This is a genomic window from Streptomyces sp. NPDC050388 (genome assembly GCF_040655635.1).
In the GTDB taxonomy this organism is placed as follows: domain Bacteria; phylum Actinomycetota; class Actinomycetes; order Streptomycetales; family Streptomycetaceae; genus Streptomyces.
In genome coordinates, this window is record NZ_JBFAKH010000114.1 from 1 (window position 1) to 17,753 (window position 17,753).

The window sequence follows — 17,753 nt, forward strand, 5'->3', positions numbered from 1 at the left end:
CCCCACGGACGTCGAACTCGCCGCATGACCCCAGCAAGTCAAACCACCCCAAACCAAACCTGGACGCCTTGACGAAAGACATAGAGGCACCCCCCAGCCCCCCCGCTTCCCCACTACCGGATCTTGCGGGAACGCCCACGTCCGGCACATGTCCAGACGTGGGATTCCCGCCTAGACTCCACCTTCATGCTGCGCGCTCTGGCCGTCGACGACGAACGCCCCTCGCTGGAGGAACTGCTCTACCTGCTGAACGCGGACCCTCGCGTCGGCAGTGCCGAGGGCGCCGGTGACGCGACCGAGGCGCTGCGCCGCATCAACCGCGCCCTGGAGTCCGGACCCGACGGTCCCGAGGCCATAGACGTCGTCTTCCTCGACATCCAGATGCCCGGCCTCGACGGACTCGACCTCGCCCGGCTGCTCGGCGGGTTCGCCCGGCCGCCGCTCGTCGTGTTCGTCACCGCCCACGAGGACTTCGCCGTGCAGGCGTTCGACCTCAAGGCCGTCGACTACGTCCTCAAGCCCGTCCGCAAGGAGCGGCTGGCCGAAGCGGTCCGCCGCGTCGCCGAACCGCGCGCCGCGGCACAGCACGGCAGTGCCCCGCGCATCCCCGTGCACGAGCCCGACCCGGACCAGATAGCCGTCGAACTCGGCGGTGTGACCCGCTTCGTCGCCGTCGAGGACATCACGCACGTGGAGGCCCAGGGCGACTACGCCCGGCTGCACACCGACCGCGGCAGCCACCTCGTACGGATACCGCTGTCCACCCTGGAGGAACGCTGGCGCTCGCGCGGCTTCGTCCGGATCCACCGCCGCCACCTGGTCGCCCTGCGCCACATCGGGGAACTCCGGCTCGACGCGGGTACCGTGAGCGTCCTGATCGGCTCGGAGGAACTCCAGGTCAGCCGACGGCACACCCGTGAACTGCGGGACCTGCTGATGCGCCGGACCACGGGCTAGGGGGACGGCGTGCCCCAGGACCCGACCGAACGCCGCGTGGTCGTCACCGGCCCGCCCCGCCGCGCCCGCCGTGCCTTCGGCTACTACCGCCCGCGGACCGAGATCGACGAGCAGACCACCCTCGGCCACACCTACGTCCGCTCCCTGATGCGCATCCAACTGCGCACCGGTCTCACCGTGTTCGCGATCCTCATGCTGCTCATCGGCCCGCTCCCGCTGGTCTTCGCCGCGGCCCCGGACGCCCGACGGCTGGAGTGGGCGGTCCTCGGCTTCGGGCTGTACCCCCCGCTGGTCCTGCTCGCCCGCTGGTACGTGCGCCGCGCCGAACGCAACGAACGCGACTTCGTGCGGCTCGTCGAGGACCGCTGAGGGCGGGGAACGGAACGCCGGCACCGTGAACTCCAGTTACGCCGTCCCCGCCGTCGCGCTCGTCGTCCTGGCGACCGTCCTCGTCGGCGCCTTCGGCCTGCGCATCTCCCGCACCACCTCCGACTTCTACGTCGCCTCCCGCACCGTGGGCCCCCGTCTGAACGCCGCCGCCATCAGCGGCGAGTACCTCTCCGCCGCCTCCTTCCTGGGCATCGCGGGCCTCGTCCTGGTCCAGGGGCCGGACATGCTCTGGTACCCGGTCGGCTACACCGCCGGCTACCTGGTCCTGCTGCTGTTCGTCGCCGCCCCGCTGCGCCGCTCCGGCGCCTACACGCTGCCCGACTTCGCCGAGGCCCGCCTCGCCTCGCAGGCGGTGCGACGGCTCGCGGGCGCCTTCGTCGTCGGCGTCGGCTGGCTGTACCTGCTGCCCCAGCTCCAGGGCGCGGGGCTCACCCTGACCGTGCTCACCGGCGCCCCCGGCTGGCTCGGCGGGGTGATCGTCGCCGTCGTGGTCACCGTCATCGTCGCCGCCGGCGGCATGCGCAGCATCACCTTCGTACAGGCCTTCCAGTACTGGCTCAAGCTCACCGCCCTGTTCGTGCCGGCACTGTTCCTGGTCCTCGCCTGGCAGGGCGACGGGGCGCCCAGCCACGCCTTCGACGAACCCGCCGCCTTCCGCGAACAGCGTGTCGTCCGCATCGACGACACCCTCGACCTGCGGCTCGCCGAGCCGCTGACCGTGACCGTGGACGGCACCGTCGACGGCCGCGAACACGCGGGCACCGAACTCCGCCTGCCCGCCGGCACCCACCGCATCGACGGCGGCACCCGGCTGACCTTCGCCGAGGGAGCCGAGGTCCCGGCCGCCGGGCGGGGCGCCGACGACGCCCTGTCGCCCTCACGGGCCGAGTCCCGCGAGGAACGCCCGCTGTACGCCACGTACGGGCTGATCCTCGCCACCTTCCTCGGCACCATGGGCCTGCCGCACGTGGTGGTCCGCTACTACACCAGCCCGCACGGCGTCGCCGCCCGCCGCACCACCGTCGCCGTCCTCGGCCTGATCGGCGCCTTCTACCTGCTGCCCCCGGTCTACGGAGCCCTCGGCCGGCTGTACGCCCCCGACCTCACCCTCACCGGCAGCGCGGACGCCGCCGTGCTCCTGCTGCCCGGCCGCATGATCGGAGGAGCGGGCGGCGACCTGCTCGGCGCGCTGGTCGCCGGGGGTGCCTTCGCCGCGTTCCTGTCCACGGCGTCCGGGCTGACCATGGCCGTGGCCGGCGTGATCACCCAGGACGTCCTGCCCGCACGCGGCGTACGGCACTTCCGGCTCGGCACGCTGCTCGCCATGGCCGTCCCGCTCGGGGCGAGCATCCTGGTCGGCGGGCTGCCGGTGGCCGACGCGGTCGGGCTCGCCTTCGCCGTGTCGGCGTCCTCGTTCTGCCCGCTGCTCGTCCTCGGCATCTGGTGGCGCCGGCTCACTCCGCCCGGGGCGGCGGCCGGCATGCTGGTCGGGGGCGGCTCCGCCTTCGTCGCCGTCGCCGCGACCATGGCCGGCTTCCCGGGCCGGGGCGCACTGCACGCGCTGCTCGCCTGGCCCGCCCTGTGGTCGGTGCCGCTGGGCTTCCTCACCATGGTCCTGGTCTCCCTGGCCACCCCCGGCCGGGTGCCGCCCGGCACGGCGGCGGTGCTCGCCCGGTTCCACCTGCCGGAGGAACTGCGGACGGAGGTGTCCAAGTGAGCGGATTCCTGGCGGGCCTGTGCGTCGCCGTGCTGCCCCTGCTGGCCGCGGGCTTCTGGCTCGGCCGGCGCACCGCCCGGCCCGCCAGTCTCGCCGGACTCGGCACGCCCGTCGAGCACGCCACCTTCGAGACCCTGCACACCGCCTCCCTGGCCACGCCCCCGCTCCGGGCGGGCCTGACCGAGGAGGCCGCCGGCAGATCCGCCCGCAAGCTGCGCTCCCTGCTCGGCACCGACGCCCTGTGCCTCACGGACCGCGAGCAGGTCCTCGTCTGGGACGGCGCCGGCGCCCATCACCGTACCGAGATCATGGAACGACTGGCCGGGCCCCTCGACTCCGGCCGCGGTGAGGCGTTCCCGCTCAGCTGCGACACCCCCGACTGCGCGGTGCGGTGGGCCGTCGTCGCCCCGCTCACCGTCGACGACCGGGTGCACGGCGCGCTCGTCGCCTGCGCGCCCCGCGAGTCCGCGGTCCTGGCCCGGGCGGCCGGGGAGGTGGCCCGCTGGGTCTCCGTCCAGCTCGAACTGGCCGACCTCGACCAGTCCCGCACCCGCCTCATCGAGGCCGAACTCAGGGCGTTGCGGGCCCAGATCTCCCCGCACTTCATCTTCAACTCGCTCGCCGTGATCGCCTCGTTCGTACGCACCGATCCCGAGCGCGCCCGCGAACTGCTCCTGGAGTTCGCCGACTTCACCCGTTACTCGTTCCGCCGGCACGGCGACTTCACCACCCTCGCCGACGAACTCCACGCCATCGACCACTACCTGGCGCTGGTCCGCGCCCGCTTCGGCGACCGCCTCTCCGTCACCCTGCAGATCGCCCCCGAGGTGCTGCCGGTCGCGCTGCCCTTCCTCTGCCTGCAACCGCTCGTCGAGAACGCCGTCAAACACGGCCTCGAGGGCAAGGCCGACAAGTGCCACATCCAGATCACCGCACAGGACGCCGGCGCCGAAGCCCTCGTGGTGATCGAGGACGACGGCGCCGGAATGGACCCCGACCTGCTGCGGCGCGTTCTCGCCCGCGAGGTCGACCACACGGGCGGCATCGGCCTGTCCAACGTCGACGACCGGCTCCGCCAGGTCTACGGCGACGACCACGGCCTCCTCATCGAGACCGCGGTGGGCGCGGGCATGAGGGTCACCGTCCGGCTGCCGAAGTACCAGCCGGGCGTGCACCTGGCGGGACGGCTCACGCCGAAGTGAGCGCCGAACGCCACGGGCGGCTCAGGCACTGCGCGTGGCGACCATCGCGAGGGTGATCAGTCCCAGGACGACCCAGCCGAACCACAGCCATCCGTTGCTGCCGAGCGCCACCGTGTAGGCCGTCACGGCGACGAGGCCGCCGACGGTGAGCACTCCCATGGTCTTCGCCGAGCTCGAACCGTTGTGGGAACCGGGCATCGCGACACCCTCCTCATGGTCCTGGTGTTCGGTTTCCCTCCATGGTGCCCCGGTTCTGCCGTTACGGTGCCGGTATGAACAGCAGGCCCGCACCGTTCGACGAGCTGGACCGAAAGATCGTCACCGCTCTGATGGCGAACGCCCGGTCGTCCTTCGCCGAGATCGGCCTGGCCGTCGGGCTGTCGTCCACGGCGGTCAAGCGCCGGGTGGACCGGCTCCGCGAGACGGGGGTGATCACCGGTTTCACGGCCACGGTGCAACCGTCGGCGCTGGGGTGGCGCACGGAGGCGTACGTCGAGGTGTACTGCGAGGGGGCGGCGCCGCCCCGGCGGCTGGCGGAAGTGGTGCGCAACCACCCGGAGATCGCCGCGGCGATGACGGTGACCGGTGGCGCGGACGCCCTGCTGCACCTGCGGGCGCGGGATGTGGACCACTTCGAGGAGGTGCTGGAGCGGATCCGTGCGGAACCGTTCATCCGGAAGACGATCAGCGTGATGGTGCTGTCCCATCTGATCCCGGAGAGTCCGGAGGCGGGGGCGAGCCAGCCGGCTCCCCAGGACCCGGGATAGGACGCAGCGGACGTGCGCCGCGCAGTGGGAACACGCAGTATTCCTGCGTGAACACGCAACTCTCGTTCCTTGTCGCCCGCCCCGGTCGCTTCCTACCGTGGACTCACCCCTGATGACACCGCGTGGAAGCGGAGGCACCCCTCTGTGACCGGTCCCCGTGTGCCGTCCCCACGGCGCTACCTCGTCTGCGACCCCGGGCACTTCGCCGTGCGGTACGCGATCAACCCCTGGATGCGTCCCGACCGTCCCGTCGACGTCCCCCTGGCCCAGCGGCAGTGGCGGACGCTGGTCGACGTCTACCGCGCGCACGGTCACACCGTGGAGACCGTGCGGGCCGTGCCCGGTCTGCCCGACATGGTGTTCGCCGCGAACGCGGCGGTCGTCGTCGGGGGCCGCGTCCTCGGCTCCCTGTTCCTGGCGCCCGAACGGCGCCCCGAGTCCGTGCCGTACGAGAGCTGGTTCAAGGCGGAGGGCTTCGACGTCCACCGTCCCGAGTCGGTGTGCGAGGGCGAGGGCGACCTGGTTCCCGCCGGGCGCTGGATCCTCGCCGGCACCGGGTTCCGCACCACCCGTGAGGCGCATCGGGAGGCACAGGAGTTCTTCGGCGTGCCCGTGATCAGCCTGACGCTGGTGGATCCGTACTTCTACCACCTGGACACGGCCCTGTTCACACTGGACGAGGAGAACATCGCGTACTACCCGGAGGCGTTCTCGCCGGGGAGCCGCGAGGTGCTGGCCCGGCTGTATCCGGACGCGGTGACCGCGACCCGCGAGGACGCGATGGCGTTCGGCCTGAACTCCGTCTCCGACGGGCGCCACGTGTTCATCTCCCCCGCGGCGACAGGCCTCGCCGCCCGGCTCACCGACCACGGCTACGTCCCCGTCCCCGTCGACCTGTCCGAGTTCCACAAGGCGGGCGGCGGGATCAAGTGCTGCACTCAGGAGATCCGCTCATGACCTCTGCCGTCCGTACCCGTTCGTCCGCCGAGCTGATCGGTGCGGAGGAGCCGGTCCTCGCGCACAACTACCACCCGCTGCCCGTGGTCGTCGCGAGCGCCCGGGGCGCGTGGGTGGAGGACGTGGAGGGCCGCCGCTACCTCGACATGCTGGCCGGCTACTCGGCGCTCAACTTCGGCCACCGGCATCCCGCGCTGATCGAGGCGGCGCACCGCCAGCTGGACCGGCTCACGCTCACCTCGCGTGCCTTCCACAACGACCGGCTCGCCGAGTTCGCGGAGCGGCTGGCGGCGCTGACCGGGCTGGACATGGTGCTGCCCATGAACACCGGCGCGGAGGCGGTCGAGAGCGCGGTGAAGGTGGCCCGCAAGTGGGCCTACGACGTGAAGGGCGTCCCGGCCGACCGGGCGACGATCGTGGTCGCGGCGGACAACTTCCACGGCCGGACGACGACCATCGTCAGTTTCTCCACGGACGAGACCGCACGCGCCGGTTTCGGGCCCTTCACGCCCGGCTTCCGGGTCGTGCCGTACAACGACCTCGCGGCGCTGGAGGCGGCGGTCGACGAGACGACGGCCGCCGTGCTGATCGAGCCGATCCAGGGCGAGGCGGGGGTGAACATCCCCGACGACGGCTATCTGGCGGGCGTGCGGGAGCTGACGCGCCGCTCGGGGTGCCTGTTCGTCGCGGACGAGATCCAGTCGGGACTGGGACGCACGGGCCGCACGCTGGCCGTGGAACACGAGTCGGTCGTCCCGGACATGGTCCTGCTCGGCAAGGCCCTGGGCGGCGGCATCGTCCCGGTGTCGGCGGTGGTGGCCCGGCGTGAGGTGCTCGGGGTGCTGCACCCCGGGGAGCACGGGTCGACCTTCGGCGGCAACCCGCTGGCCGCCGCCGTCGGTACGGCGGTGGTGGAGTTGCTGGAGACGGGCGAGTTCCAGCGCCGGGCGGCGGAGCTGGGCGTGGTGCTGCGCGGCGGACTGGAGGCCCTGCTCGGCAAGGGGGTCGTCGGCTTCCGCTCGCGCGGGCTGTGGGCGGGCGTCGACGTCGACCCCGTGCTGGGCACCGGCCGGGAGGTGAGCGAGCGTCTGATGCGGGAGGGGATCCTGGTCAAGGACACCCACGGGTCCACCATCCGGCTGGCCCCGCCGCTCACCATCGGGGGCGAGGAGCTCCGGGAGGCCCTGGAGACGCTGGGGAAGGTACTGGGCCAGGGCGGCTGACCCGCCCGAGCCCCGGCCACCGTCCCGTTCCCACCCGCCTGACCTGCGTGCCCGTGGTCCGGAGGGTGGGAACGGGCGTTTCCGGCCGGCGCCGGGAAGCCCCCTGCCCGGTTCCCGGGTGAAGATGGGAACGAAGAGGGGAACAAGAGGGGGTAGACCACTCTCAGCGACAGAGAGGTCGGCCGTGGGCGGACACGAGGACGGACACGAGGGACCGGACGTTGCCCGGCAGGGGCTCGACGTCGCCGACGCCGTTCCCCTGCTGCTCGATCCGCAGGGCGTCGTGACGAACTGGACCGGTCCGGCCGAGCGGCTGCTGGGGTATCCGGCGGCCGAGGCCGTGGGCAGGAAGCTGGCCGAGCTGCTCACCGCCGAGGACGCCGCGCGGGTGCCGGACCTGCTCGGGCGATGCCGGGCGGACGACGGCTGGGCGGGTCCGATGACGGCCCGGCACCGGGACGGACGGCCGGTCCCCGTCATGGTCCGGATCATGCGGACCATGGAGCCGCAGGGCCGCTCGTCCCTGCTGGTGCTGCTGTCGGAGCTGACCGGTTCCGTCGGTCGGCGCATGAGCCGCTCCGCCGGCTGGGACATGAGCCGCGAGGTGCTCGAGCAGATGGTCTCCAGATCGTCGATCGGGCTCGCGATCGTGGACACGGACCTGCGGTACGTGTGGTCGAACACCGCTCTGGAGCAGTTCGGCGGCGGCCCGGCCCAGCGGCGGCTGGGCCTGCGGTTCGCCGACGTCCAGCCCGGCCTGGACGCCGATTCCGTCGAGGCGCAGATGCGCCACGTGCTGGAGACCGGCGAGCCGGTGGTCGGCCACGAGTACGTCGGCCAGATCCGTTCGGCGCCGCTGCGCGAGACGGCGTACATGCTGTCGTTCACCCGGCTCGACGACGACCGGGGCCGCCCGATGGGCGTCCACTACAGCGTCGTGGACATCACCGAGCGGCACCGCGCCCGTCAGCGGCTCGCCCTGCTCGACCGGGCCGGCGAGCGCATCGGCCGCACACTGGACGTCATGCGCACCGCCCAGGAGCTGGCGGACGTCACCGTCCCGGAACTCGCGGACTTCGTGGTCGTGGACCTGCTGGAGACGGTGGTGCGGGGTGCCGAGCTGCCGCCCGGACCGCCCCCGGAGACGGACAGCGTGCAGCTGCGCCGCGCGGGCCACCGGTCGCTGTACGAGGACCTGCCGCGGAAGGTCCTGGAGACGGGCGCGGTGACGAACTTTCTGACCGGTTCACCGCCGGTCCGCTGCCTGACCACGGGCCGGTCCTGGCGCCAGGAGCGGCTCGACCCGCTCGCCACGGAGTGGATCGACGGCACACCGGACGGCCGGAGGGCCACCTTCCTCGAGCTCGGTCTGCAGAGCGCGATGGTCGTGCCGATCCGCGCCCGGGGTATCACCCTGGGTGTCACCGGGTTCTTCCGACGCCGCCCGGACCCCTTCAGCGAGGACGACCTGACCCTGGCCGAGGACCTCGTCTCCCGCGCCGCCGTCTGTGTGGACAACGCCCGGCGCTACACCAGGGAGCGCGATGCGACGCTCGTCCTGCAGCGCAGCCTGCTGCCCCGCCGGCTCCCTGAGCTGGACGCCGTCGAGGTGTCGGCCTGTTACCGTCCGGCCGACGAGCTGACCGGCCTGGGCGGCGACTGGTACGACCTGATCCCGCTGTCGGGTGCCCGCGTCGCCCTCGTCGTCGGAGAGGTCCCCGGCCACGGCATCGCCGCCGCCGCGGCGATGGGTCGGCTGCGCACCGCCGTACGGACCCTGGCCGCGCAGGATCTGCCGCCCGAGGAGGTGCTCGCGCATCTCGACGACCTGGTGTCCGGCTCGGCGCGGGAAGAGGGCGCCGAGCCGGACGAGCCGGAGGGGAGCTACGGCCAGGCCGTGGGCTCCGGCTGCCTGTACGTCGTCTACGACCCGGTCGACGGCCGGTGCGTGATGGCCTCCGCGGGCCATCCCGTGCCCGCCCTGGTGGCACCCGACGGCGCGGTCGGCTTCGTCGACCTGCTGCCGGGACCCCCGCTCGGCGTGGGCGGCCCGCCGTTCGAGGCGATGGAGCTGTCCCTGGCCGAGAGCAGCACGCTCGCCCTGCACACCGACGGTCTGCTGACCGACACGGAGACCGGTTCGACCGCGGGCGGCCAGGATCGGTTGCGACGGGTGCTGCAGGGGGCTGAGCCCTCGCTGGAAACACGGTGCCGGGCCGTGGTGGACGCCCTGGTGCCGGTCCGCCCGTACGACGACGTGGCACTGCTGATGGCCCGTACCCGGCTCCTGGACTCCGACCAGGTGGCGGCCTGGGACCTGCCGCCGGATCCGGCCGTGGTGGCCGAGGCCCGCAGGACGGCCACCCGGCAGCTGACCCACTGGGGGCTGGACGAGCTGGTCTTCACCACGGAACTGGTCGTCAGCGAACTGGTCACCAACGCCATCCGGCACGCCGGCGGCCCCGTCCGCCTGCGGCTGATCCGGGAGCGCGCGCTGGTCTGCGAGGTGTTCGACGGCGGCGCCACCACACCGCACCTGCGCCATCCCCGCGCCATGGACGAGGGCGGACGCGGGCTGCTGCTGGTCTCGCAGCTCGCTCAGCGGTGGGGCACCCGTTTCGTTCCCGACGGGAAGGTCATCTGGGCCGAGCAGTCGCTGGCCGGACCGGAGGATCTTCCCCTCGAGACGGCCTTCCCCTCGGAATGACGCTCCCGTCAGGAGGCGGCGGCCATGACACGGACGGCGATCGACTACGCGGCGGTGTACCAGGCCCTGCCCGGCATGGTGGCGCTCCTCACCCCCGACCTGGTGTACGCGGATGTCAACGAGGCGTTCGTCCACGGGACCGGGAAGTCCCGGGAGGAACTGCTGGGCCGCTACCTGTTCGACGTCTTCCCGGACAACCCGAACGACCCGGGCTCCTCTGGCGCGCACAACCTGCACGCCTCCCTGCTGCGGGTCGTGGCCACCGGCGAGCGCGACACCATGGCCCTGCAGCGCTACGACGTCGAGAGCCCGGAGCGGCCCGGCGAGTGGGAGGCGCGCTACTGGAGCCCGGTGAACACACCGGTGCTGGGCGGCGACGGCTCCGTGGTCCTGATCGTGCACCGGGTCGAGGAGGTCACCGAGCTGATGCGGGCCCGCCACCGCGCGGGCGTCGACCAGAGCCGGGTCCTGGAGGCCGAGCTGTACACGCGCGCCCGCGAGCTGCAGGAGCTCAACAACCGGCTGCGCCAGGCGCACGCCCGGGAGCGGCAGGTGGCACTGACACTGCAGAGGTCCATGCTGCCCGCACCGCGGCAGGTGGGTCACCTGGCCGCCGTGCGCTATCGGCCGGCGGTGGGCGCGCTCAACGTCTGCGGGGACTGGTACGACCTGGTCGACCTGGTGCGCGGCCACCGTATCGGCGTGTCCGTGGGCGACGTGGTCGGGCACGGGCTGGAGGCGGCAGGCGTCATGGGCCAGCTGCGCAGCGCGCTCACCGCCGCCTCCCGGGTCGCGGCGGGGCCCGCCGAGGCGCTGGACGTCGTGGCGCGCTACGCCCACGTGGTCGACGGCGCCGAGTCGGCGACCGTGGTCACCACCTTCGTCGACTTCGACCGGCACACCATCGACTACAGCAGCGCCGGCCATCCCCCGCCGGTGCTGGTCCACCCGGGCGGGCGGGTGGAGTTCCTCGACCGGGCCACCGACCCCCCGCTCGACGCCCGTCCCGAACCGGTGCGCAGACCCGAGGCGAGGACCGCGTTCACGCCCGGGGCGACTCTCGTGCTCTACACCGACGGTCTGGTCGAACGCCGCCGGGAGGACATCGACACCGGGCTGCTTCGGCTCGCCGAGTCGCTGCGCCGCCACCGGACACGGGATCCGGAGTCGCTGGCCGACGTCGTGCTGCGGGAGTTGCTGCCGCCCGGCGGCGCCACCGACGACACCGCGCTGGTCGTCGTCCGGCTGTGATCCGCCGCGGGACAGCGGTACGGCTCAGCCGGTGGGCCGGGCGTCGTCGAGCCGGTCCACCCGGTCCACGTTCTGCCGGTCGTCCGCGTCCTGTCCGGCCACCCCGGCGAACCAGGCGTCGAGGATCTCCTTCAGCAGCGGCTCGGACGTCAGCCGCAGGCCGAGCGCCAGCACGTTCGCGTCGTTCCAGCGGCGCGCGCCGTCCGCCGTGTAGGCGTCCGTGCACAGGGCGGCCCGTACGCCCGGCACCTTGTTGGCCGCGATCGAGGCACCCGTGCCGGTCCAGCAGCACACCACCGCCTGGTCGGCGGTCCCCTCGGCGACGTCACGGGCGGCCGCCTCGGAGCAGAACGCCCACCGCGAGTCGCCCCCGGGGCTCAGGGCGCCGTGCACACGCACCTCGTGGCCGCGCTCGCGCAGTTCGGCGAGCAGGGCCCGGGCGACGGGTTCGTCCATGTCGGAGGAGACGGAGATCCGCATGGGGCGAGCCTACTCGCGCGTGCGGCGACCGGCGGCGGCCGGGCGTCGCACGCGTCCCCGCCGCTCCCCCGCTGCCGGGCGCTCGGGGAGGACGCCCGAGCCGTGACCGGGATGCCGAGCCCGGCCGCGATCCGCACGAGCGTGTCGTGCGGAGCAGGTACGCAGCAGGTACACGGCCTCGGTACCGGCGACAGTCGCATGTCCGACTGTCGCCGATCCGGCCGTGGTTCCGGCGTGACGGTCAGGGAGTGCTGCCATCGGGCCGGCCCTTGACGGTGGCCGGGATCGGCCCCGTGCGTGGCGACGTCGTCCGAGCAGCAGCCGGAACGGCGATGCCCTTCCTCCAGCCGCACACCGGCGCAGGCGCCTCGGTTCACCGCGACGAGTGCTGGTCGGCGGCTGCCCGCTGGAAGGTGGAGTACAGCAGCCACAGCGACGGGACGAGCACCACCGCTCCCACGCCCAGCGCCACGAGGACCGCCGACAGCACGGAGGCGCTCGCCGCGGCCTCGGTCACCGTGGTGCTGCCGACCAACAGGGCCGGGTACTGGGCCGCGCCCCACGCCCACAGGATGGCGGCGACCGCCAGGGCCGCGGCTGCGCGGGCGGCCACGAAGCGCTGCCGGGCCAGCAGACCGAGGCCGGTCAGACCGGCCACCGCGCTGATGATCACCAGTGGCAGCGCGCGGTGGGTCAGTCCCTGGAACAACTCGGGGGCGTCCGCGTTCAGCACCGCGATGCCCCCGAGGGCCACGACGCCCGCTGTCAGGCCGCTGACCGTCGCGTCGCGGGTGAAGGACGCGGCGAGCTCCGGCTGTCCCTCCCGGTGCGCGTCGGCGCACAGGTACACCGCCGCCAGGTGCGCACAGGTCACCACGGCCAGCAGTCCGCCCAGCAGCGACGTCGGATTGAGCCAGCTGGTGACCACGTCGCCTTCGGCGAGCCCCGGCGGAACGCGGCCGGAGGCGACACCGCCCGCCACCGTGCCGAGGAAGAACGGCGTCAGCAGCGACGACAGCGCGAAGCACGCGCCGAACAGCCGCTGCTGCCACAGTTCGGTGCTCGCCTTGCGGAAGGCGAAGGCGGCGCCCCGGGCGATGATGCCCAACGCGGCGAGGGTGAGTGGGATGTACAGGGTGGACATCACCGCGGCGAACACCGGCGAGAAGGCCGACCACAGCATCACGACCACGAAGATCAGCCACACGTGGTTGGCCTCCCAGACCGGCCCGATGCTGTGCTCGATGAGCCCGCGCCGGGCCCGGCCGCGCTCGGCGCCGCCGGCCAGCAGGTCCCAGACTCCGGCGCCGAAGTCGGCCCCCCCGAACAGGGCATAACAGGTCAGGCCCACCCACATCACGGCGAGCGCCGCGTCCGCGAGCACAGTCACCTCCAGGGGGTCGTACAACGGGCTGCGGGAGAATCACACGACGGGGTAACCGGTGACGTCCTCCTCCTGCGGCGCGCGCGGCACCGGGGTGCCCCGGGCGAGGCGGCGCAGGACGTAGACGGTCGCGACGGTCATCGCGGCGTACACCACAAGCACCAGCCACAGTCCGGTCATCAGGCCGGGAGCAGGGTTGACGGCATCACGCACGCTCATCAGGCCCCACACGATCCAAGGCTGACGACCCAGCTCCGTGACGGTCCAGCCGCATTCGAGGGCCACCACCGCGGCCGGGCCGCCGACCGCGGCCAGCGCCAGGAAGAGGCGGGGGGTGGACAGCTCGCCGCCGGTGCGGCGACGGCGCCACCACGCCCACAGCAACCACACGCCGAGGGCGAGCAGGAAGAAGCCGACGGCGACCATCAGATCGAACGCCCAGTGCACGCCGGTGACCGGCGGATGCTGGGCGGGCGGCACACGGTCGAGGCCCTTGACGACGGTGTCGGGATGGTAACCGATCAGCAGCGACAGCCCGCTGGGGATCTCCAGGCCGTACTTCAGCCCGTTGTCACCCGCGACGCCGCCGAGCGTCAGCGGTACGTGCGAACCGGTGCGGTAGACGCCTTCGGCGGCCGCGAGCTTGGTCGGCTGGTAGTCGGCCAGGAAGCGTGCCGCCCAGTCGCCCACGACGATCTGGAACGGTGTCACGATCGCGCCCAGTGTGAACGGGATGAAGAACCCCGCCCGGTGGTAGGTGTCGCGGCGCCCGCGCAGCATGGCCACGGCGTACACGGCGGCGGTCAGGAACGACGCGACCATGAAGGCCGCCAGAATCATGTGCACGGTCTGCGGCGGGCTGGCCGGGTTGAGCATCGCCGCCCACGGATCGACGTCGACCACCTTGCCCTCGCGCAGGATGAAGCCGCGCGGCTGGTTCATCCAGGCGTTCGCGCACACGACGAAGAACGCCGACGCGGTGCCCGCGATCACGATGGGGAGGCCGACCAGCAGATGGCGGCGGGGTGGCATCCGGTCCCACGCGTACAGGTAGATGCCCAGGAAGATCGCCTCCACGAAGAAGGCGATGCCCTCCAGCGCGAAGGGCAGTCCGATCACCTGACCGAACCTTCCCATCAGGCCGGGCCACAGCAGTCCCATCTCGAAGCTGAGGATCGTGCCGGACACGGCGCCCACGGCGAACAGCACCCCCATGGCACGCGCCCACCGGCGGGCCAGCAAACGGTGCGCCGGGCTGCCGGTGCGGATGCCGTACCACTCGGCGAGCAGCGTCAGCGCCGGGAGCCCGACGCCCAGACAGGCCACGACGATGTGCCAGGCGAGGGAGAAACCCATCTGCGCCCGCGCCGCCGCCAGATCGCCCTCCGACACCCGGTCGGCCGCGTATCCGACGAGCACCCACGGGCCGGTGAGCAGAGTGTGCGTCATGGAACCCGTCAGTACCCAGATCGGACGGTCGAAACCGGTATCCGGCGAAACGGCAGACCGAAGGTACGAAAGGCAGGTCGGGGCGTGGTGATGCCCCTCGACGAGACGATCGAGCGGGCCTCCATCGGTCGACCGCGTCGGGAGGGCACGGTCTGATCGTCTCGGCGGCGATCCGCCCCGCGGCACGCTCGGCCGACACATGATCGACCTCGCCGAAGGACGCCTCCCGCGACCGGGAGCTTCTCGGTTCCGTCGTCTCAGCGTATGTGGCTGAGGGACGTTGTCACCTTGACCGGGGTGTGAGCGGCCGGTGGCGTGCCGGGGTGTGTTGCGGCCGGGCCGGTGTGCCGGGTCAGGCCGCCCCGGCCAGGCCGGTGCTGCCGGTGACCTGTTCCCAGATGGTGCAGCAGAGCCTGTCCGCCCGCGCGGAAAACCGGGTACCTGGGTGGTGCGGATCTCCTCCCGCCCGCGCCTGCGGCGGGGGCGGGAGGAGATCGCGGCCCTGGGCACAGGCCGCCTGGGCGGGTGAAACGGGTGACCGCGGGGCCGCCCGGCAGCGCCCTGCACTCTCTGCCGCAGTACTCGGCCTTCCACGGTCGGGAGCTCCTGGGTCCGTCCCTCGACCGATCACAGCAGGTAAGGAGCAGCAGCCATGCGCGGTGTCGTGATGCGCGCCCCCGGAGATGTCCGGGTGGAGCAGCGCGAGGAACCGGGGATCGTCTCACCGACGGACGCGGTGATCCGCCTGTCGGCGACCTGCGTGTGCGGGTCGGACCTGTGGCCCTACCGCGGGATCGAGCCCGTCCGGGGCCCGGCCCCGATGGGACACGAGTACGTGGGCGTCGTGGAGGAGGTCGGCGGCGAGGTGACGGACATCAGGCCCGGCCAGTTCGTGGTCGGCTCGTTCTTCGCCTCCGACAACACCTGCGAGATCTGCCGGGCGGGCTACCAGTCCTCCTGCGTCCACCGCGAGCCCATGGGCGCGCTCGGCGCCCAGGCGGAGCGGCTGCGCGTCCCGCTCGCCGACGGCACCCTGGTCGCCACACCCGACATTCCCGACGACGACCTGGTCCCCGGCCTCCTGGCCGCCTCCGACGTGCTCGGCACCGGCTGGTTCGGCGCGGTGGCCGCCCAGGCCGGTCCCGGCAGGACGGTCGCGGTCGTCGGTGACGGCGCGGTCGGCCTGCTCGCGGTACTGGCCGCCCGGCGGCTCGGCGCGGAGCGGGTCATCGCCATGAGCCGCCACGCGCCGCGCCAGGAGCTCGCCCTGGAGTACGGCGCCACCGACATCGTCACCGAACGCGGCGACGACGGCGTGGCGAGGATCAAGGAGCTGACCGGCGGGCTGGGCGCGCACTCGGTCATCGAGGCGGTCGGCACCCAGCAGTCGATGTGGCAGGCCATCGGTTCCACCCGCCCCGGCGGGCACGTGGGCTACGTGGGCGTCTCCCACGACGTGACACTGGACGGTCAGGAGCTGTTCTTCTCCCACGTGCACCTGCACGGCGGCCCGGCCCCGGTGCGGCAGTACCTGCCCGAGCTGATCGACCTGATCTGGAACCGCCGGATCGATCCCGGCAAGGTCTTCGACCTCGCCCTCCCCCTCGACCGGGCCGCCGAAGCCTACCGCGCCATGGACGAACGCCGCGCCATCAAGACCCTGCTGCAGGTGTGACCCCGCTGCCGAGCCGCTCACCCGCGCCCCTCCCCCTCGGCGGAGCCGGGGCGAGCGGCTCACACGGACACCGCCGTCCCTGCCGGACCGGCGCACAGCGGCAGCCGGCGACGCGGACCAGGTCGGCGACGGTGGCCTCCAGCGGGGCGCAGGCGAGGTGGTGGGCGATCTCGTCGGGCCTGCTGGTGCTGCGGCGGGCCGGCATCCCCGCTGTCGGGCCGGGCAGCCCGCGGACATGGTCACCATCCGCCGGCGCGGCTCCACCCGCGCGAAGCGGGCTCCCGTCCGCAGGAAGCGTTCCTCGGGTTCCAGGCCCCGGTCGTCCGTCGGTACGTCGTGGATCACTGCGACGGACTGTTCGTCGCGCCGTCATCACGTACCGCACGTACCGCCAGGTCGTTGACCAGGACGAATACAGAAGTCCGACCGGAGCGCCGGCTGGACGGCTGCACGACGGAGGTGTCCAGGTCATCGGAACGTCGACGCGAGATCGGTCTGTCGTGCGCGCCCCGGCAGACGCCGTCGGCGCCAAACCGCATGAGAGCCCGCACTCCACTGGACGAGTCGGCGGAGGGGCCGGGCAGGCGCCGCTGACGCCGACACCTCTCGGCTGACGAGATGTCAGTAAAGTCGGCGAAGAGTCAGCATGAGCCCGGTCGAACGCGGTGGCAGAGAACTGCGGATGCGCGTGGGCCGACACCCGGGATCATAGACTTGACCTGCGAAAACCCCGAGCCGAAGCGGACCAGGTGAAGTGAGGAACGAGCCGTGTTCTACTACTTGCTCAAATACGTGCTGCTGGGCCCGCTGCTGCGACTGGTCTTCCGGCCTCGAATAGAGGGCCTGGAGCACGTGCCGTCGTCCGGTGCCGCCATCGTCGCCGGCAACCATCTGTCGTTCTCGGACCACTTCCTGATGCCCGCGATACTCAAACGGCGCATCACCTTCCTCGCCAAGGCCGAATACTTCACCGGCCCCGGCGTCAAGGGCCGGCTGACGGCGTTCTTCTTCCGCAGCGCGGGGCAGATCCCGGTCGACCGCTCCGGCAAGGACGCCGGCCAGGCCGCGATCCGGGAGGGCCTCGGAGTGCTGAGCAGGGGGGAACTGCTCGGCATCTACCCGGAGGGCACCCGGTCGCACGACGGACGTCTCTACAAGGGCAAGGTCGGGGTCGCGGTGATGGCCCTCAAGGCCGGCATCCCGGTGATTCCCTGCGCGATGATCGGCACCTTCGAGGCGCAGCCACCCGGGAAGGTCGTCCCCCGCATCCACCCGGTGGTGATCCGCTTCGGCAAGCCCCTCGACTTCTCGCGCTACGCCGGCTTGGAGGACGAGAAGGCGATACTGCGCGCCGTCACCGACGAGATCATGTACACCATCCTGAGCCTGTCCGAGCAGGAGTACGTCGACCAGTACGCGGCCGTCGCCAAGGCGGAGGACGCCGAGCGCAAGGCGGCGGAGAAGCGCCGGCTGCCGCGGTTGCCGCTGAGCTGACCGGCCCCGTCCTGGCTTTGACGCCTGAGCGTTCCATGCCTTGAGGAGGCGGATTGCTCTCCGCCGGGTACGGCGAAGGGACTCGACACCCGAACCCAGC

15 protein-coding genes are annotated in these 17,753 nt (G+C 72.5%); 11 read left to right on the plus strand and 4 right to left on the minus strand.

What is annotated here, in order from left to right; translation table 11 throughout:
• Positions 1-186: 186 nt before the first annotated feature.
• The 4 genes from AB0I73_RS36415 to AB0I73_RS36430 are packed head-to-tail and all read left to right on the plus strand — an operon-like array spanning position 187 to position 4,266.
• Positions 187-957 (plus strand): LytTR family DNA-binding domain-containing protein, encoded by a 771-nt coding sequence (locus AB0I73_RS36415; RefSeq protein ID WP_363044710.1) that lies wholly within the window; start codon positions 187-189, stop codon positions 955-957.
• 9 nt (positions 958-966) lie between these two features.
• Positions 967-1,326: a hypothetical protein gene (locus AB0I73_RS36420; protein WP_363044711.1), complete on the plus strand. Its 360-nt coding sequence runs from the start codon at positions 967-969 to the stop codon at positions 1,324-1,326.
• A gap of 25 nt (positions 1,327-1,351) precedes the next feature.
• Positions 1,352-3,064 carry a cation acetate symporter gene (locus tag AB0I73_RS36425; RefSeq protein WP_363044712.1) on the plus strand — a complete coding sequence of 571 codons (1,713 nt, stop codon included), beginning with the start codon at positions 1,352-1,354 and terminating at the stop codon, positions 3,062-3,064.
• Positions 3,061-4,266: a histidine kinase gene (locus AB0I73_RS36430; RefSeq protein ID WP_363044713.1), complete on the plus strand. Its 1,206-nt coding sequence runs from the start codon at positions 3,061-3,063 to the stop codon at positions 4,264-4,266. Before AB0I73_RS36425 ends, AB0I73_RS36430 begins: the two co-directional genes overlap by 4 nt.
• Positions 4,267-4,287: 21 nt before the next feature.
• Here AB0I73_RS36430 and AB0I73_RS36435 read toward each other — a convergent pair whose 3' ends face one another.
• Entirely contained in the window at positions 4,288-4,464 is a 177-nt protein-coding gene (locus AB0I73_RS36435; RefSeq protein WP_363044714.1) for a hypothetical protein, read from the minus strand.
• 74 nt (positions 4,465-4,538) lie between these two features.
• Here AB0I73_RS36435 and AB0I73_RS36440 point away from each other — a divergent pair, with 74 nt between their 5' ends.
• From AB0I73_RS36440 to AB0I73_RS36460, 5 genes are all read left to right on the plus strand, one after another.
• Positions 4,539-5,033 carry an Lrp/AsnC family transcriptional regulator gene (locus AB0I73_RS36440; protein WP_363044715.1) on the plus strand — a complete coding sequence of 165 codons (495 nt, stop codon included), beginning with the start codon at positions 4,539-4,541 and terminating at the stop codon, positions 5,031-5,033.
• A 144-nt stretch (positions 5,034-5,177) separates the two neighbouring features.
• The gene (gene ddaH / locus AB0I73_RS36445) at positions 5,178-5,990 is read left to right on the plus strand and encodes a dimethylargininase (RefSeq protein WP_363044716.1); all 813 of its coding nucleotides are present in this window, start codon (positions 5,178-5,180) and stop codon (positions 5,988-5,990) included.
• The gene (rocD, locus tag AB0I73_RS36450) at positions 5,987-7,213 is read left to right on the plus strand and encodes an ornithine--oxo-acid transaminase (RefSeq protein ID WP_363044717.1); all 1,227 of its coding nucleotides are present in this window, start codon (positions 5,987-5,989) and stop codon (positions 7,211-7,213) included. Before ddaH ends, rocD begins: the two co-directional genes overlap by 4 nt.
• A 184-nt stretch (positions 7,214-7,397) precedes the next feature.
• Positions 7,398-9,920, plus strand: a complete 2,523-nt coding sequence (locus AB0I73_RS36455) for a SpoIIE family protein phosphatase (RefSeq protein ID WP_363044718.1) — start codon at positions 7,398-7,400, stop codon at positions 9,918-9,920.
• 24 nt (positions 9,921-9,944) lie between these two features.
• Positions 9,945-11,171, plus strand: a complete 1,227-nt coding sequence (locus tag AB0I73_RS36460) for a SpoIIE family protein phosphatase (protein WP_363044719.1) — start codon at positions 9,945-9,947, stop codon at positions 11,169-11,171.
• Between the two features lie 24 nt (positions 11,172-11,195).
• Here the strand turns inward: AB0I73_RS36460 and AB0I73_RS36465 are convergent, their stop codons facing one another.
• From AB0I73_RS36465 to AB0I73_RS36475, 3 genes are all read right to left on the minus strand, one after another.
• Positions 11,196-11,651, minus strand: coding sequence for an RpiB/LacA/LacB family sugar-phosphate isomerase (locus AB0I73_RS36465; RefSeq protein WP_363044720.1), 456 nt, complete (start codon positions 11,649-11,651; stop codon positions 11,196-11,198).
• Positions 11,652-12,024: 373 nt separating this feature from the next.
• Positions 12,025-13,035 (minus strand): cytochrome d ubiquinol oxidase subunit II, encoded by a 1,011-nt coding sequence (locus tag AB0I73_RS36470; RefSeq protein ID WP_363044724.1) that lies wholly within the window; start codon positions 13,033-13,035, stop codon positions 12,025-12,027.
• Between the two features lie 39 nt (positions 13,036-13,074).
• A complete protein-coding gene (locus AB0I73_RS36475; protein WP_363044721.1) occupies positions 13,075-14,484 on the minus strand; it encodes a cytochrome ubiquinol oxidase subunit I in 1,410 nt (469 codons plus the stop codon).
• Between the two features lie 652 nt (positions 14,485-15,136).
• On the opposite strand from AB0I73_RS36475, the gene AB0I73_RS36480 reads away from it, so the two are divergent.
• Complete coding sequence (locus tag AB0I73_RS36480) at positions 15,137-16,159, plus strand: zinc-dependent alcohol dehydrogenase family protein (protein WP_363044722.1); 1,023 nt, start codon at positions 15,137-15,139, stop codon at positions 16,157-16,159.
• A gap of 768 nt (positions 16,160-16,927) precedes the next feature.
• Entirely contained in the window at positions 16,928-17,653 is a 726-nt protein-coding gene (locus tag AB0I73_RS36485) for a lysophospholipid acyltransferase family protein (RefSeq protein ID WP_363044723.1), read from the plus strand.
• Positions 17,654-17,753: the final 100 nt, after the last annotated feature.

What these genes read in the sequence shown, in the direction of transcription:
- AB0I73_RS36415 (WP_363044710.1), top strand. Translation starts at nt 187, where the DNA reads ATGCTGCGCGCTCTGGCCGTCGACGACGAACGCCCCTCGCTGGAGGAA.
- AB0I73_RS36435 (WP_363044714.1), bottom strand. Translation starts at nt 4,464, where the DNA reads ATGCCCGGTTCCCACAACGGTTCGAGCTCGGCGAAGACCATGGGAGTG.
- AB0I73_RS36440 (WP_363044715.1), top strand. Translation starts at nt 4,539, where the DNA reads ATGAACAGCAGGCCCGCACCGTTCGACGAGCTGGACCGAAAGATCGTC.
- rocD (WP_363044717.1), top strand. Translation starts at nt 5,987, where the DNA reads ATGACCTCTGCCGTCCGTACCCGTTCGTCCGCCGAGCTGATCGGTGCG.
- AB0I73_RS36460 (WP_363044719.1), top strand. Translation starts at nt 9,945, where the DNA reads ATGACACGGACGGCGATCGACTACGCGGCGGTGTACCAGGCCCTGCCC.
- AB0I73_RS36465 (WP_363044720.1), bottom strand. Translation starts at nt 11,651, where the DNA reads ATGCGGATCTCCGTCTCCTCCGACATGGACGAACCCGTCGCCCGGGCC.
- AB0I73_RS36475 (WP_363044721.1), bottom strand. Translation starts at nt 14,484, where the DNA reads ATGACGCACACTCTGCTCACCGGCCCGTGGGTGCTCGTCGGATACGCG.
- AB0I73_RS36480 (WP_363044722.1), top strand. Translation starts at nt 15,137, where the DNA reads ATGCGCGGTGTCGTGATGCGCGCCCCCGGAGATGTCCGGGTGGAGCAG.